General features: G+C 61.7%; 19 protein-coding genes. 11 read left to right on the top strand and 8 right to left on the bottom strand.

The annotated features are described in order from the left end of the window. Nucleotides 1-50: 50 nt before the first annotated feature. Nucleotides 51-365: a hypothetical protein gene (locus AC1DX4_RS12760; RefSeq protein ID WP_477220649.1), complete on the bottom strand. Its 315-nt coding sequence runs from the start codon at nt 363-365 to the stop codon at nt 51-53. A 211-nt stretch (nt 366-576) separates the two neighbouring features. Continuing rightward, on the bottom strand, nt 577-1,833 hold the full coding sequence (locus tag AC1DX4_RS12755; protein WP_477220648.1) for a class I SAM-dependent methyltransferase: 1,257 nt from the start codon (nt 1,831-1,833) through the stop codon (nt 577-579). Nucleotides 1,834-2,164: 331 nt separating this feature from the next. Between AC1DX4_RS12755 and AC1DX4_RS12750 the strand changes: the two genes are divergently transcribed. Both AC1DX4_RS12750 and AC1DX4_RS12745 read left to right on the top strand, forming a co-directional pair. Then, nucleotides 2,165-2,299 carry a hypothetical protein gene (locus tag AC1DX4_RS12750; RefSeq protein WP_258583856.1) on the top strand — a complete coding sequence of 45 codons (135 nt, stop codon included), beginning with the start codon at nt 2,165-2,167 and terminating at the stop codon, nt 2,297-2,299. A gap of 165 nt (nt 2,300-2,464) precedes the next feature. Continuing rightward, nucleotides 2,465-2,755 carry a Dabb family protein gene (locus AC1DX4_RS12745; RefSeq protein WP_477220647.1) on the top strand — a complete coding sequence of 97 codons (291 nt, stop codon included), beginning with the start codon at nt 2,465-2,467 and terminating at the stop codon, nt 2,753-2,755. Here AC1DX4_RS12745 and AC1DX4_RS12740 read toward each other — a convergent pair. From AC1DX4_RS12740 to AC1DX4_RS12725, 4 genes are read right to left on the bottom strand one after another with little or no spacing between them, the layout of a single operon-like run. Further along, a complete protein-coding gene (locus tag AC1DX4_RS12740) occupies nt 2,725-3,735 on the bottom strand; it encodes a glycosyltransferase family 2 protein (protein WP_477220646.1) in 1,011 nt (336 codons plus the stop codon). The genes AC1DX4_RS12745 and AC1DX4_RS12740 overlap by 31 nt on opposite strands. Next, nucleotides 3,732-4,745: a GNAT family N-acetyltransferase gene (locus AC1DX4_RS12735; protein ID WP_477220645.1), complete on the bottom strand. Its 1,014-nt coding sequence runs from the start codon at nt 4,743-4,745 to the stop codon at nt 3,732-3,734. The genes AC1DX4_RS12740 and AC1DX4_RS12735 overlap by 4 nt, the downstream gene beginning before the upstream one ends. Then, entirely contained in the window at nt 4,738-5,715 is a 978-nt protein-coding gene (locus AC1DX4_RS12730; protein ID WP_477220644.1) for a hypothetical protein, read from the bottom strand. The genes AC1DX4_RS12735 and AC1DX4_RS12730 overlap by 8 nt, the downstream gene beginning before the upstream one ends. After that, nucleotides 5,712-7,046, bottom strand: coding sequence for a glycosyltransferase family 4 protein (locus AC1DX4_RS12725; protein WP_477220643.1), 1,335 nt, complete (start codon nt 7,044-7,046; stop codon nt 5,712-5,714). Before AC1DX4_RS12725 ends, AC1DX4_RS12730 begins: the two co-directional genes overlap by 4 nt. Nucleotides 7,047-7,248: 202 nt before the next feature. Between AC1DX4_RS12725 and AC1DX4_RS12720 the strand changes: the two genes are divergently transcribed. Next, the gene (locus AC1DX4_RS12720; protein WP_477220642.1) at nt 7,249-8,133 is read left to right on the top strand and encodes a VOC family protein; all 885 of its coding nucleotides are present in this window, start codon (nt 7,249-7,251) and stop codon (nt 8,131-8,133) included. Next, entirely contained in the window at nt 8,130-8,975 is an 846-nt protein-coding gene (gene kdsA, locus AC1DX4_RS12715; protein ID WP_477220641.1) for a 3-deoxy-8-phosphooctulonate synthase, read from the top strand. Before AC1DX4_RS12720 ends, kdsA begins: the two co-directional genes overlap by 4 nt. Nucleotides 8,976-9,099: 124 nt before the next feature. Here the strand turns inward: kdsA and AC1DX4_RS12710 are convergent, their stop codons facing one another. Continuing rightward, nucleotides 9,100-9,657 carry a hypothetical protein gene (locus tag AC1DX4_RS12710; protein ID WP_477220640.1) on the bottom strand — a complete coding sequence of 186 codons (558 nt, stop codon included), beginning with the start codon at nt 9,655-9,657 and terminating at the stop codon, nt 9,100-9,102. A gap of 195 nt (nt 9,658-9,852) precedes the next feature. Between AC1DX4_RS12710 and AC1DX4_RS12705 the strand changes: the two genes are divergently transcribed. Then, the gene (locus AC1DX4_RS12705; protein ID WP_195174839.1) at nt 9,853-10,056 is read left to right on the top strand and encodes a dodecin family protein; all 204 of its coding nucleotides are present in this window, start codon (nt 9,853-9,855) and stop codon (nt 10,054-10,056) included. An 83-nt stretch (nt 10,057-10,139) separates the two neighbouring features. Next, on the top strand, nt 10,140-10,505 hold the full coding sequence (locus AC1DX4_RS12700; RefSeq protein WP_477220639.1) for a PRC-barrel domain-containing protein: 366 nt from the start codon (nt 10,140-10,142) through the stop codon (nt 10,503-10,505). 57 nt (nt 10,506-10,562) lie between these two features. Here AC1DX4_RS12700 and AC1DX4_RS12695 read toward each other — a convergent pair whose 3' ends face one another. Beyond that, entirely contained in the window at nt 10,563-10,688 is a 126-nt protein-coding gene (locus AC1DX4_RS12695; RefSeq protein WP_477220638.1) for a hypothetical protein, read from the bottom strand. Between the two features lie 200 nt (nt 10,689-10,888). Here AC1DX4_RS12695 and eno point away from each other — a divergent pair, with 200 nt between their 5' ends. The 5 genes from eno to AC1DX4_RS12670 all read left to right on the top strand — a co-directional run bounded on the left by eno (nt 10,889) and on the right by AC1DX4_RS12670 (nt 15,589). Then, nucleotides 10,889-12,163: a phosphopyruvate hydratase gene (gene eno / locus AC1DX4_RS12690; RefSeq protein WP_477220637.1), complete on the top strand. Its 1,275-nt coding sequence runs from the start codon at nt 10,889-10,891 to the stop codon at nt 12,161-12,163. Between the two features lie 158 nt (nt 12,164-12,321). After that, the gene (locus tag AC1DX4_RS12685; RefSeq protein WP_477220636.1) at nt 12,322-12,645 is read left to right on the top strand and encodes an FtsB family cell division protein; all 324 of its coding nucleotides are present in this window, start codon (nt 12,322-12,324) and stop codon (nt 12,643-12,645) included. A gap of 192 nt (nt 12,646-12,837) precedes the next feature. Then, entirely contained in the window at nt 12,838-13,875 is a 1,038-nt protein-coding gene (gene pdhA / locus AC1DX4_RS12680) for a pyruvate dehydrogenase (acetyl-transferring) E1 component subunit alpha (RefSeq protein WP_477220635.1), read from the top strand. Between the two features lie 15 nt (nt 13,876-13,890). Then, nucleotides 13,891-15,291 (top strand): pyruvate dehydrogenase complex E1 component subunit beta, encoded by a 1,401-nt coding sequence (locus AC1DX4_RS12675; RefSeq protein WP_477220634.1) that lies wholly within the window; start codon nt 13,891-13,893, stop codon nt 15,289-15,291. Nucleotides 15,292-15,295: 4 nt separating this feature from the next. After that, entirely contained in the window at nt 15,296-15,589 is a 294-nt protein-coding gene (locus AC1DX4_RS12670) for a DUF5076 domain-containing protein (protein WP_477220633.1), read from the top strand. The last annotated feature ends 3 nt before the right edge of the window (nt 15,590-15,592 follow it).

Raw genomic sequence — 15,592 nt, 5'->3', positions numbered from 1 at the left:
CGCGTCGCGACAGTGATGCGGACCATGTTCAACGCAGAACCCGCGCGGCTTCAGTTGGTTGCAGGCACCGGCGTCAGCGGCAAGGCTGTCGCGGGGGCTTGCGGGCTGACTGGCTGCGTCGGCTCGAGCGATATACCCGTCGGGTCGCTGGGCACGGTCAAGGGCGTCATCCCGGCCGGGGCATGCACCCCGTGGATGGTCGAGGTCGGTGTGTCGTCGATGAGATCGCTCGCACCCGGCGTCAAGGTTGGGCTGATGCTGTGGCCCAGCGGATCGTTCATGACGGTGGGTGGAGCTATGCGCCGTGCGTCGGCTGCGGATATGGCGGCAAGCAAGATGGCAATGGCGGCAACGGTTCGCTTCAAGGAAGCCTCCTATGGTCAGAGGCGCTCGGCGTAGGGGATTGGGCGCGGGCGTCGGATGCGGCAGAACGCCGGCCAAGCGCTCACGGTTGCATCACGTTGGCATCAGGAAATCGCGATCGAAAGGGCGAAGCGCGCCAACCGGCAATCGACCCGGTCGTCATGCCCAGCAGTGCTGCCTTGCACCGGCAACGAAATCGAAGAGCGTATCGACCTACGCCTTGTAGACCACCTGGCGCACGTCGATGTAGCTGGCGCGGAAGCCGGCCTCGCAATAGTGCAGGTAGAACTCCCAGAGCTTCTTGAAGCGATCGTCGAAGCCGAGCGGCACGATCTTCTCCCACGACGCCCAGAAGCGCTGCCGCCATTCGGCGAGCGTGCGCGCATAGTCGTCGGGAAACACGCGCTCACGCAGATGCGCAAGGCCATGATCCGCGCCGAGCGTCTTCAGGATCGACGGTGTCGGCAGCATGCCGCCCGGGAAAACGTAGCGCTGGATGAAATCCGGCCTGGCGCGATAGGTGTCGTAGGCAGCCTCGTTGATGGTGATGATCTGCAGGCCCGCTGTGCCGCCGGGCCTCAGGCAGGCCTTCATCTTCGAGAAGAACACCGGCCAGTATTTCTCGCCGACCGCTTCGAACATCTCGATAGACGCAATGCGGTCGTAAGTCCCTGTTTCGTCGCGGTAATCCTGCAGCTTGATATCGACCTTGTCGGCAAGCCCGGCCTTGGCGATGCGTGCCTTGGCGAAATCGTGCTGTTCGCGGCTGATCGTCAGTCCGGTAACGCGGCAGCCGATTTCGCGTGCCGCGAATTCGGCAAAGCCGCCCCAGCCACAACCTATCTCCAGCACATGGTCCTTTCTGCCGATACCGATATCCCTGGCCAGTGCCCGATATTTGGCGGCCTGGGCGCTTTCCAGGTCATTGGCGCCATTCGCGTAAAGCGCCGAGGAATAGGTCATGCTCGGGTCGAGCCACTCCTTGTAGAAAGCGTTGCCGAGATCGTAGTGCGCCGAGATATTGCGCTTCGAGCCGGTGCGTGTGTTCTCGTTGAACCAGTGGCGGATACGCTGGACGGTGTTGATGAGCCAGCTGGCACCGCCGGCGACGCGTTCGCCGATCGCCGAATTGACCACGAACAATTCCAGGAAGCTGGTGACGTCGGGGCTTTCCCAATCGCCGTCCATATAGGATTCGGCAACGCCGATGGTGCCGCCGGAAAAGGCGCGGCCTGGCAGGCGCCAGTTCTTGAGCACCAGTTCGGCGTCCGGGCCAGGCCCCTTGCCGCCGACGAGAACGGCGCGACCATCCGGCATCCTGACCTTGAGCGTACCACGCGGCAGGTTCATCGCCGCCGACAGCACCATGCGCGCCTTGGCCGGCAGGCCTTTGACGATCTCGGCGAAATTGAACTCGTCGAGCCTGACCGCTTCGCCCGGCGCTACGCTGTGATGTTCTCCGTCTGCCATTTCATGCCCCTGGATTTCCGTGGTACCGGCGCAATTGCCGAACCACGGTTCTCTTGGATCATCCGCCAGGTTCGAACACCCTTGCCTGGTCCCGTTGGCGCACGGATTAGGCTACAGGCGGGTCGAACGAAAGCGCGCGCCCGTTAACCGGAGCTTCCGCGCTTTCCCAGCGAATGCCAATCACAATCTTCCACGTCATGAGGGGGAACTTCAAGAGGCAGGCTGTTAGCTGGGCTGTGCCACGTTGCGTTCGGCATTTTCGTCGGGGCGCTGCTGCCCAAAATCAAAAAACGTCTATGGCTGCAGTCGCGCTTGTGCGATAGCTTTAGCCATGCGTTATGTAGTCGTCATTGCCGCCATCGCGTTCTTCCTGATCTGGGACGGCCTCTACAATCAGGGCCGGTATCTCGACATATCGGTCAGGGAGCTCTCCCATGCCGTGCGCTACGTCACCGGCAAGGCATAATATCCCCTTCAGAGATAGCAGCCCGGCGCTTCTGCGAGGTCTTCGTTGCGAGATGAGGTCCGGCCCCATCCGGGGCGCGTCGCAAGGACGCGTGGCGCCATGAACGGTTGACGCGAGGGGACCGCCGTCACTAAAGACCCCGACATTCAGATCGAGGAGGCGGGATTGATCCGGCATATCGTTTTCTTCAGCGCGCGGCGCAAGGAGGATGTGGAGGCGGTGCGCACCGGGCTGCTGGCGCTCGGCAACATTCCGCATTCCAGTCTCTTCGAGGTCACTTTGAACACCAAGGTCGACCCGCTGTCGGATGAAGTTGATGTCGTCGTCTACGCCGAGTTCGCCGATGACGCGGCACTGGCCGCCTACAAGGCGCATCCGCTTTATGCGCAGACCACCAGCAAGGTCAAACCATTGCGCGAACTGCGCTATTCCGCCGATGTGGTGGCAGGCAGCTGATCCAGCGCCTGAGGCAGCTGATCCAGCGCCTGCGGTTGCTGACCGAGCGCCTGCTCTAGCATGTGCCGTTTTCGACGCCCCATGAAATAGCCCGGCAGCACGTGGAGGCCGCCAGGCAGATGGTTGGCCTGCCGCCAGGCCTTCAACTCGGCCAGCGCGACGCCGAAATGGCCCTGCGCCGCCGCTTTCAGCGTGCCGCGCACCGTCAGGTAGCTGAGGATCGACCCATAGCCGATTGATCGATAATCGGGACAGCGGCCGACGAAATCGTCCAGACCCTTGATATAGCCGGCATGGTTGCGCGAGATCGAGTTCGCCGATCGGTATTTCCACACGTCGGTGGCGGTGCCGAAGGCGATGCGATGCCGCCTCGCCAACCGCAGCAGCAACTCACGATCCTGATGTCGGCGCAGGTCCGGATCATAGCCGCCGATCGCGTCAAAAGCCGTGCGGCGAACCGTGACGGTCGAATTGGTCAATGGAATGCAATGGCAGAGCAGGAGCTGCCGCAGTTTCTCTCCACCGGGCGTCATGCCAGGCAAGCGGTGGATGCGTTCACCGCTGTCCGAAATGTCGCTGAAGCCGTCTATGCTGCAGTCGATATCGGGGTTCTCATCGAAGAAGGCGATCAGCCGGTCCAACCGTCCGGGGCGGAAGGCGTCGTCCGAATCGAGAAAGGCGATGAGCGGCGCGGTGGACAGGGCCGCACCTTCATTGCGGGCCTTGTTGGCGCCGGCCGGCAACGGCATGCGGCGCCATTTCAGGCGCACATCGTCGAGCGAGGCCAGATAGCTGTCGGTCCCGTCCGCCGACCCGTCGTCTATCACCACCACCTCGATATCCATTCGGAGGCTGCCGAGGACGGACGCCAGCGTGCGTGGCAGGCTTTCGCGGCGGTTTTTCGCTGGAACCACGACGGCAAGGCGCGGCGTGACTGCGCGCCCGATTTCCCTGGGAAAGGATGCTGGAAGGACTGTCACAGGCGAAACTCGTGCATGGTGGTGCGGATGCAGCCGAAGTCGGCCTTGAAGGGTTCGTCGCCGATGGTGAAATCGAAGGCTGTGCCGCCCTCGGCAGCCCAGGCCGCCATGACCCGGTCGAGCGCTACGCGACCGGGGGAATGACGGGCGTGGGAGACGTAGTTGCAGGCCAGCAGAATGTAGCGGAAGCAGTCGCCGTCGACCAAGCCGAAGACAAAGGCAACCGGACCATCCCTGGAGGCGAGGCGCCAGGTTCTTGCAAGCCCGGAGCGTGCGCCGTTGGTGGCGACATCGATGTAGAATTCGAGACCATGCGCCGTCTGCAGCGGATCGTCGGGAAAGCGACCGGCGCGGAAGTCGCGCGCGGCAACCATGGCCTGACGCACACCGTCCGGGTCGACCAATTCCAGCGTCAGCCCACCAGCCTCGGCAAGCCTGTGCGCCTTCCGGTCAAGTCTGGCGGCGTCCCGGCAACCGAGATTCGCCCTGCGCCATTCAGCATAGGGATTGCCGTAGCGCACGGCGTGCGCGCCGAAGTCGAGCGGGGAAGGCTCGACCCCCAGCAGAGAACGCCATTGATGCAGATGGCTATGGTGGACAGGTCCGATTCGCAAATCCGCATGAAGCCCAACGACATCGCGAAAATGCCGCGCGGTTTGCGCGCCAAACCCTATGCCTCTGGCCACGACAGGGCAGGCATAATCGGTGACGCCCAAAAAGGCATACTCGATCGACCCCACACCATCACCGCTCTTGCGGCGGACCAGGGGAACCAGCAGCTGCGGGTCGCCCTCGTGGTCCCGGCCTATGACCACCAGCGGCTCGACATCATGGGCCGGAGCGATGTTGCGATAGAAGGCCGAAAGCCAGTCGGGATGCTGGAAGGCCGATGCCGATGCGCTGGCATACAGCCGTCGATACGCCTCGGAACCGAAATCGAAGCGATCGGTCGCCTCAAGCAGGATCGGCCGTTTGGAAAGCGGATGCTCCGGTGCGGCGAGGTCAAGCACGTTTCAGCCCCGTGAAAAGACGTCTGAACGCCTGTTGCGGGAGAAGCGCGGGATCGTCGAGGCCGATGCGGGGTCCAACCGGCAAGTCGACGGCGCGCAAGGCGGCGTACAGTCGGTCCTCCGAAAGTCTCTGGGTTTCGACCCGTTGGGGGAGTGTTTCCTTATAGATCGTGCTGTGGGAACCGTGCGCCGGATTGGTGTTGATCTCAAAGATCTGCGGATGCCCGTCGACCAGCGAGAAATCGGCACGCCCGTAATCGATGCCGGCAAGGTCGAAAGCCCGGCGCAGCACGTCTTCATACAGATTGCCTTCGACAAAGCGGCGCTCGTTTTCGAGGAATGTCTCCAGCTTCGGATGGGCGAGGAGTCTCTGTTTGTCCTGCACGTCCTTGGCCGCCCAACGGAAATCGACGGCATTGTGATGGGCGATCAGCCGATGGCCGACGCGGTAGGTGGCAAAGCGCTGCCAGACGCCGGGGCTGACCTCCTGTCCGGCATATTCGATCACCAGCTTGCCGGCCAGCGGTATGCCGTTGACCTTCATCCGGCTCAGTGTTGCCTCAAGCGCCGGCTGGTCCGCGATCAACTCGAGCCCGGCCGAGAGGTGGTCGAACTCGTTGCGGATGAAGACGGGAAAGGAGTTCGGGCGTGGCCGGCTTTCGCAACGCCATGCCGAGAAGCGGTTGATACCCGCCGCATTCAAGGCTTTCAGCAGATCATGGCGGCCAAGCACATGGGCGGGATGGTTGAGAATGCGGGCGCCGCCGTCTTCGAGCCGGTTGGCGACCCTGGCAGCGAGTGTGATCTCGAAGTTCGAAAGCCGCTCATGATCCGTAAAGACCCAGGTGCCGGAGCGCAGTTCCCTCTGCCGGAAGAGGCGCTCGTAGCTCCAGTGGCGTGCATTGCCCAACTGATGAACCAGGTGCCGAACGGTATAGGCGTGGCTGCGCGTGGTGACGAAATTAATCAAGCGCCGTCCGGCGAACCGCCGTCCTCCTGCAGCGCCAGAATTCTTTTCGAGGAGCGCGACCCGGTCTTCGAACTCGTGAGAACCGACGCATAGAGGGCAAGGTTCAGTGTGACCGCGCGATCCAGCGAGAAATCTCGTACGCGCCGGCGCCCTCTTGCAACGAGCATTTCGCGTGCGCGGCCGTCGGCAAGCATCTGAAGCGTTCGCTCGACAAGCTCTTCGCTTCGTCCTTCGGGCACGAGCGCCAATGCTTCCGGACGACCGGCCACGTCAGTTACGCCGCCGACGGCATAGGCAACCGTCGGCACGCCGGCTGCCATCGCTTCGAGCAGGACGCTGCCGAACGCTTCACGTCTTGAGGGCAGGATCATGAGGTCGGATATCTTGAGCGCCTTCTTGACCTCGGCCGGTGAGACAAATCCGGTGATGGTCCACCAACCCTGTCGCGAGATCGCGGCGAGCGCCGCTTCAAGCTTGCCTCGATCGGGGCCATCTCCGCAGATGAGAAGGAACACGCCTTTTTCGGACAGGCGCTCGACAAGAGCGGGCAAATCCTGCCAACCCTTTTCTGCACTGATACGGCCGATAAAACTGACGATTGGTCGCCTGTCCGGGATGCCGTGATCGCCGCGAAAGACCCGAAGCGCCTCTGGAGCGATCGGGCGCTGGAAAGCTTCAAGGTCGACGGCGTCGGGGATCACGTCGACGCGCGAGGCATGAAACCCCAACGCGCCCGCCGCGCTCCGGCCATATGACTCGGTCAGCGCAACCACCCGGGTTGCCGACTTCAAGGCCATCCGTTCGATCCAGCGAGTGACGTCATATGGTTTGCCCTCGAGCCGGAGCGCATCCCGAAACCCGGACCACAAAGGCGTGTTCATCGAAACGACAAGCGGTATCTTCAGTCTGCCGACAATGATGGCGATGATCCTGCACCAGATCGAATGGTTGAAATGGATGTGGACGACATCGTAGCGACCCCGGGCGCGAAGCAGCTCCGGTATCGCGCCCAGAAACCAGCTGAAGCAGAGCATTGGGCCGGCGAGGAACGCGGGCAGCCAGAAACCTGTGCATTTGACCCGCATCGCTGGGGATAGTTGCACGTGCCTCGGGCTGCCGGGAATATAACTGGTCAGGATCGTCTGGCTTGCGCCGGCCTTGTCCATGCCTTGCGCGATCGTCCATGTCTGGTTCTGCAATCCACCGACCGGATCGAACGCAACCGGCCAGTTGCCGGGTCGGTAGAAATGCGGCGTGATCCGCAAGATCCTGAGCATGCTGTTGCCCGTCATCCGTCGTTCCAGCCATGCACGCAGGGCAGTGAGCGCCATTCGACGTCGAATCGCGACGCCGTGACAATCGTCCAAGACGGAATTCGCAGCATCCCCCATGCGGGGGATATTGTTACGTCAAATCCCGCGGCGGCAGAAGAGAAAACGCGCGACCATTTCTGGTGGCAGTGCGCCGCCGCTGGCGGCGAGGATCGCAATCACGTCTTGAACCGTGTTGCGGAATGATGCACATCGCGCCTCAATGACCAAAACAACAGCAGCTGGCATTCATCCGCTCGATCATCTGGTGCTGCCGACGCAGAACCTCGATGTGGCGCGAGCCCGGCTCACTTCGCTTGGCTTCGTCGTTGCCCCGACCGGCATCCATCCCTTTGGAACGGAAAACTGCTGCGTTTTCCTCGCCGACGGCACTTATCTGGAGCCGCTCGCAATCGGTAATGAACAGGCAGCGATCAAGGCCAGCGCCGAGGGGAATGTCTTCGTCGCGCGCGACCGCCTCTATCGCGAAAGCCGCGGCGATGAGGGATTTTCCGCGGTCGTTCTCGGCACGGACAATGCCGACACCGATCATGCGCGCTATGTCGAGGCCGGCCTGTCGGCAGGAGACACGCTGAGCTTTTCGCGCGCTTTCACCGACACGGCGGGCAAAAGCGACCTGGCGTCGTTCAAACTGGCCTTCGCCTCGGCCGGCGGCGCAACTGATGCGTTCCTCTTCGCCTGCCAGCGGATCAACGCACCGAAAGTGGACCGTACGGCTTTGCAGACCCACGCCAATGGCGCCACGGGCATTGTGGAGGTGGTGGCGGTCAGCGACCAGCCTGCCGAACAGATCAGGCTGATCTCGGTGGCGGTGAACGATCCTGCCGCCGACGGCGAGGCGTTTCTCCTGCCGAATGCAACCTTGAGCGTGCTTGATCCCAAATCCTTCACCGCCCGCTTTGGCATTCCGGCCGGGTCATCGACGAAACTTCGCTTCGCGGCGATCGTCTTTGCCGTCCGAAGCATCGATGTCACATCACGGCTGCTTGCAGCCAATTCCATCCAGCACGATATAGCGGGCAATGACATTGTCGTGCAGCCGGCATCCGGACAGGGCGCGGCTTTCATCTTCCGGGAGATCCCATGAACAAGCCCCTGATGCCCAATTCGGCCGTAACTGTCGGCAATGTCGTGTTCGACAACAATGCGGCTTTGGCGCTGATCGCCGGCCCGTGCCAGTTCGAATCGCGCCAGCATGCCTTCGACATGGCCGGCGCGCTGAAGGAACTGACCGGCAAGCTCGGCATCGGCCTCGTCTACAAGACGAGCTACGACAAGGCCAATCGCACCTCGCTGTCGGCAACGCGCGGCGCCGGCATGGATGCGGCACTTCCGGTCTTCGACGAACTGCGCAAGGAATTTTCGCTTCCCATTCTGACCGACGTCCACACTGAAGAACAATGCGCGATCGTCGCGCCGCATGTCGATGTGCTGCAGATTCCGGCCTTCCTGTCGCGCCAGACCGATATGCTGGTTGCCGCCGCGAAAACGGGCAAGGTGATCAACGTGAAAAAAGGGCAGTTCCTCGCACCCTGGGACATGAAGAACGTGGTCGCCAAGATCACCGGGTCCGGCAACGCCAATGTCTTGACCACCGAGCGTGGCGCATCCTTCGGCTACAACACGCTGGTGTCGGACATGCGCGCGCTGCCTGTTATGGCGGAAATCGGCGCGCCGGTGATCTTCGACGCCACGCATTCGGTGCAGCAGCCGGGCGGGCAGGGCGGTTCCTCGGGTGGCGAGCGGCGCTTTGTCGAGACCTTGGCCCGCGCGGCTGTCGCTGTCGGTGTCGCCGGCGTGTTCATCGAGACCCATCAGGATCCGGACAATTCAACGTCTTCCGATGGCCCGAACATGCTGCCGCTGAAGGATATGCCGGCTCTGCTCGAGAGGCTGATGGCATTCGATCGCATTGCCAAGGGCCGCTAAAGCGCCCTGAGGAACGCTGCAAGCGCCTGCATGTCAGTTGTTCTGGCCTGACCGCTTCATGACCGCCTCACGTCGATCGCGAAGACCGCATAATAGTCGACGCCCGGCATCGGCGCGGTGACGGTCAGGATCCAGCGCACATTGCCATGCTGGCGCTCGTAAACCGGCGGGCCGTTCGCGGGCAGGGCATCGGCCGGGATTGCAAAGGCGAAGGGGATGCCCACGCTCGACTGCACGGAACCACGCGGCACGGCGAGCTTTCCTCGTATCTGAGCTCTTCCTTGTAGGTCGATTTGTCCCCCGCGGTCGTATTCACGGCCGGTCCGCCGACGCGGTAGGTTCTGATACATCGCAATTTGACGACATAGTCACCGGAAGGAGCCAGATCGCGGCTCGACCGCAGCCGGCCTTCGAAGCGTCCGCCGGGTTTTGCCGGCCCCGCCTCCAGCGTCGTTGCGCCGAACTTGCGCACGCGCAATGTGTCACGCATCGCCTTCAGCAATGCGTAGAGCCCGATGACGGCAAACACGACCGGGACGAAGACCAGTGGATTGAATTCGCGGTCGTTAACGTTGAAGTTGAGGGGCAGCTCGAAATACCAGGGGATCAGGACGGCGATCAGCACCATGGCGCCGGCAAAGAAGTAGCCGCTGGACGCATTCGCGGCATTGGCATCGACCACAGGTGCCGGCGGCTGCGCCGCTGCTGGCTGCTGACTGCGCCTTCGGGCCATTGCCGCCTCACAAAACGACCGGACGCTCTCTCAATGCCACGCTGGACGGCGGCATGACAATGGCCCCGGCGGGGCCGCGCTTGTGGAAGCCATAGACCGGCTGTACGCTTGGCCGGCAAATGAGCTTTTTGGCAGGAGGAAGCCATGTCCGTCGCCCGCGTCACCGAAATCACCTCGTCGTCGAAGAAGAGCTTTCAGGACGCCATCGAAAAGGGAATCATGCGCGCATCGAAGACCCTGAAGAACGTCGAAGGCGCCTGGATCCAGGATCAGAAGATCGTCGTCGAGGACGGCAAGATCGCGGCCTATCGCGTCAACATGAAGGTCACCTTCATCCTGGCGGAATGACCTTCTGCCATCGAAAAAGTCGGGAACTTTCGATCCCGCACCTCATTGTCAAAGCAGAGTTCAACGACAACGAGGAGCAGATCATGACAACTCAGACAGGTCACACCGAAGCCATTGCAGCTTCGCGCGTCATCGGTACGTCGGTCTACAACACCGAAGGCGATAGCATCGGCAGCATCGAGGACATCATGCTCGACAAGACGTCTAACGGCATCATGTTCGCGGTGATCGGCTTTGGCGGCTTTCTCGGCATCGGCGAGAAGTATCACGCCGTTCCATGGGCAAGTCTCGATTATGACGAGGACAAGGGCGGCTATGTCGTGCCCTTCTCGAAGGAGCAGCTGAAGGCAGCGCCTGCTTATTCGATCAACGAACTGGCCGGCGCGGACGGCGAGACCGCGCGTGACGCGTCCTATGAATATTACAAGGTCACGCCCTACTGGCACTGACGCGACTACAAAAAGAAGGGCCTCGTTTCGACGAGGCCCTTTTGATTCAAGGCAATGCTATTCGCTGATGTGCAAGGCCGGCAAAGGCGCGAAAGCCTTCGGTGGCGATTGCTGAGTATCGCACGACGTCAGGAACGCCGCCGCGATCAGGAACAAACTCACGATACCGCTCAACTCGGACATGGCGAAACTCCTCCTGTTTCGCCCCGCGCGGCAATAGCCATAACCCGGAACGCGTGTCCGAGTGGCATGACTTATGATGACAGAAATTTGCGCTTCGTGAATCGGGCCGCCGGCACTATTCGGCCATGGCCGGATTGCCTTTTGCGTCGCTTTGGCTAAGACGGGCGCGACCTTTCGTCAGATCAATCGGGGACATCGCAATGACCGCCATCATCGACATTGTCGGACGTGAAATCCTGGACAGCCGTGGAAACCCGACCGTCGAGGTCGATGTCGTGCTCGAAGACGGCTCGATGGGCCGCGCCGCGGTGCCGTCGGGCGCCTCGACCGGCGCCCACGAAGCCGTCGAGCTTCGCGACGGCGGCGCCCGCTATCTCGGCAAGGGCGTGCTCAAGGCCATCGAGGCGGTCAATGGCGAACTGTTCGAGGCGATCGGCGGCATGGAAGCCGAAAACCAGATCCATATCGACCAGACGATGATCGAACTCGACGGCACGCCCAACAAGAGCCGGCTCGGCGCCAACGCCATTCTCGGCGTTTCGCTGGCGGTGGCCAAGGCCGCGGCGGATGCCTCTGGCCTGCCGCTCTATCGTTATGTCGGCGGCACCAAGGCGCACATCCTGCCGGTGCCGATGATGAACATCATCAATGGCGGCGCCCATGCCGACAACCCGATCGACTTCCAGGAATTCATGATCCTGCCGGTCGGCGCGCCAACGCTGCGCGAAGCCGTGCGCTGGGGTTCGGAAATCTTCCACACGCTGCGCAAGAAGCTGAAGGATGCCGGCCACAACACCAATGTCGGCGACGAGGGCGGCTTTGCCCCGAACCTGAAGAGCGCACCGGTGGCGCTCGATTTCATCATGGAATCAATCGAAAAGGCCGGCTTCAAGCCGGGCGAGGAGATCGCGCTCGGCCTCGATTGCGCCGCGACCGAGTTCTTCAAGGACGGCAATTATGTCTATGAAGGCGAGAAGAAGACGCGTGATCCCAAGGCGCAGGCCAAGTACCTCGCCAAGCTCGCGGCCGACTATCCGATCATCTCGATCGAGGACGGCCTCGCCGAGGACGACTGGGAAGGCTGGAAGTACCTGACCGACCTGATCGGCAAGAAGACCCAGCTGGTTGGCGACGACCTGTTCGTCACCAACACGGCGCGGCTGCGCGACGGCATCCGCATGGGCGTTGCCAATTCGATCCTGGTCAAGGTCAACCAGATCGGCTCGCTGACCGAAACGCTCGACGCCGTCGAGACCGCGCACAAGGCCGGCTACACCGCCGTCATGTCGCACCGTTCGGGCGAAACCGAGGATTCGACCATCGCCGATCTCGCCGTCGCCACCAATTGCGGGCAGATCAAGACCGGTTCGCTGTCGCGCTCCGACCGCATGGCCAAGTACAACCAGCTGATCCGCATCGAGGAAGAACTCGGCAAGCAGGCACGCTACGCCGGCAAGTCGGCGATCAAGGGCTGATCCGAAATACCTACTCGGACATTGTGCGAAGGGCGGGATCATTCCCGCCCTTTTTCATTTCGCGGGTCGCGAGGGCCAGTCTCCGTAACCGTCCGTTAAGCACAATGAGGTGAAAAAGGGTCCGGGTCGTTTGAGTTTGCGGCCATGGGGAATCGGTCATGTGGACGCGTCAGCACAAGCAGAGAAACACCGGGCGGCTGATCATTCCCTCGCTTTGCGTCCTGTTCCTGGCCTATTTCGGCTTTCACGCCTATCACGGCGAATTCGGCATCAATTCGAAATATCAGCTGGAAGCCCAGACGGTTGCGCTGCAGGCCCAGCTCGATGCCGTCAAGGCGCGCCGGATGGAGCTCGAACGGCGCGTCCGGCTCATGCATGACGGTACGCTGGAGAAGGACATGCTCGACGAGCAGGCGCGCAGGGCGCTCAATCTGTCCCAGGCTGATGAAATCACAATCATGTTGCCGGCTTCTGCGAAATAACTGACTTTCAGTTAATCGCCAATATTTTCAATGATTTTAATCGCTTAGGCGCATGCCAGCTATGCAAATTCGTCATGGCGCAACGCTCTGACGCGTGTTAGCCTTGCATAAATCGGTGGGGAGAGCTGATCTTCCCAGGGCAGATTTCATTCTGCCCTAATGTCCGCAAAGAGACGCAACAGGGAGTGATGCATGGCCACCGCAGCCAGAAAAGCGCCTGCCAAATCGAAATCCGACGGCAAATCAGGGCTTTCCGCGCCCAAGCCTACTGAATTCACCAAGGACGAAGAGCTTGCCGCCTACCGGCATATGCTGCTTATCCGTCGCTTCGAGGAAAAGGCCGGCCAGCTCTACGGCATGGGCTTTATCGGCGGCTTCTGCCATCTCTATATCGGCCAGGAAGCAGTCGTCACCGGCATGAAGATGGCGCTGATCGACGGCGACCAGATGATAACAGCCTATCGCGACCATGGTCATATGCTGGCGATGGAGCTTTCTCCGCGCGGCGTGATGGCCGAACTGACCGGACGCCGCGGCGGCCTGTCGAGGGGCAAGGGCGGCTCCATGCACATGTTCTCCAAGGAGAAGCATTTTTACGGCGGCCACGGCATTGTCGGCGCGCAGGTGTCGCTCGGCACGGGCTTGGCCTTCGCCAACCGCTACCGTGACAACAACAATGTCTCGCTGACCTATTTCGGCGATGGCGCCGCCAACCAGGGCCAGGTCTATGAAAGCTTCAACATGGCCTCGCTATGGAAGCTGCCGGTGATCTACATCATCGAGAACAACCGCTACGCCATGGGCACCTCGGTATCGCGCTCGTCGGCGGAAACCAATTTTTCGCATCGCGGCGCCTCGTTCAAGATTCCCGGCATCCAGGTCGACGGCATGGATGTGCGCGCGGTCAAGGCGGCTGCCGATCTTGCCACCGAATGGTGCCGCGCGGGCAACGGGCCGATCATTCTCGAAATGCAGACCTATCGCTATCGCGGTCACTCGATGTCCGACCCGGCGAAATACCGCTCGAAGGAAGAAGTGCAGAAGATGCGCTCCGACCATGACCCGATCGAACAGGTCAAGGCGCGGTTGACGCAGAAGAAGTGGGCGACCGAGGACGAACTGAAGACCATCGACAAGGAGGTGCGCGACATCGTCGCCGATGCCGCCGAGTTTGCCCAGAACGATGCAGAGCCGGATCCGTCCGAGCTCTGGACCGATATCGTATTGTAAGGGAGGGCGAGGAACATGCCGATCGAAATTCTCATGCCCGCTCTCTCGCCGACCATGGAAGAGGGCAATCTTTCCAAGTGGTTGAAGAACGAAGGCGACAAGGTCGTCGCCGGCGATGTTCTCGCCGAGATCGAAACCGACAAGGCGACGATGGAAGTCGAAGCCGTCGATGAAGGCACGATTGGCAAGATCGTGGTGCCTGCCGGTACCGAAGGCGTCAAGGTCAACGCGGTGATCGCCATCTTGCTGCAGGAAGGCGAAAGTGCCGCCGATGCCGGCAAGGCTGCGGCGCCCGCGAAGGCAGAAGCGTCGGCAAAGGCGGAAGCCCCGGCCGCGGCTGAAGACGCCACTCCGGCGGCTAAGCCGGCTCCTGTCGCAGCTGCTCCGAAAACGGAAATCGCCGCCGATCCGGACATTCCGGCTGGCACCGAGATGGTCTCGACCACGGTGCGCGAAGCGCTGCGCGATGCCATGGCCGAGGAAATGCGCCGCGACGGCGATGTCTTCGTCATGGGCGAGGAGGTCGCCGAATATCAGGGCGCCTACAAGATCACGCAGGGCCTGTTGCAGGAATTCGGACCTCGGCGTGTCGTCGACACGCCGATCACCGAGCACGGTTTTGCCGGTGTCGGCGTCGGTGCGGCGATGGCCGGGCTGAAGCCGATCGTCGAATTCATGACCTTTAACTTCGCCATGCAGGCGATCGACCAGATCATCAATTCGGCCGCCAAGACGCTCTATATGTCCGGCGGCCAGATGGGCGCACCGATCGTGTTCCGTGGACCGAACGGGGCTGCGGCCCGCGTCGCCGCCCAGCACTCGCAGTGCTATGCCGCCTGGTACAGCCACATTCCGGGCCTGAAAGTCGTGATGCCTTACACGGCCGCCGACGCCAAGGGCCTGCTCAAGGCAGCGATCCGCGATCCGAACCCGGTCATCTTCCTCGAGAACGAAATCCTCTACGGCCAGTCCTTCGACGTGCCGAAGCTGGATGATTTCGTGCTGCCGATCGGCAAGGCGCGCATCCACAAGGCGGGCAAGGACGTCACCATCGTTTCGTTCGGCATCGGCATGACCTACGCGGTCAAGGCTGAGGCGGAATTGCGCGGCATGGGCATCGACGCCGAGATCATCGACCTCAGGACCATCCGCCCGCTCGACCTCGACACCATCATCGCTTCGGTCAAGAAGACCAACCGGCTGGTCGTGGTCGAAGAAGGCTATCCGCAGAGCTCGGTCGGCGACCATATCGCCAACCAGGTCTCGCAGCGCGCTTTCGATTTCCTCGACGCGCCGGTGATCACCATTGCCGGCAAGGACGTGCCGATGCCTTATGCGGCCAACCTCGAAAAGCTGGCATTGCCGAATGTCGGCGAGGTCATCGAGGCGGTCAAAGCCGTCGCGTATCGAGGCTAACGAGATGGCGCGCGAACTCGAAGTTCCCGCAGCGGTAGCCGAGAGTAGCGAATTTGATGAAGTACTCCGCGTCTGGATTGGTTCGGACGCGGTTGTCACGATGCAAGACCTCTTTGGATCAAATGCTCACAACTGGGGCATGGTGCTCGCCGATGTCGGGATGCACATAGCCTGGATGAGACTGGAACAAGATGGCATCCCTGAAATCGAGACGCTTCAGGCATTGGAAGACGGCTATCGCGGCAGAATGTCGGATCAGTTCAATATCCAGCACCGTTCGCTGACAGGACGGAACTGAGGA

The organism is Mesorhizobium sp. P3_A8 (genome assembly GCF_056402995.1).
This window is presented reverse-complemented; position numbering and strand designations above follow the sequence as displayed.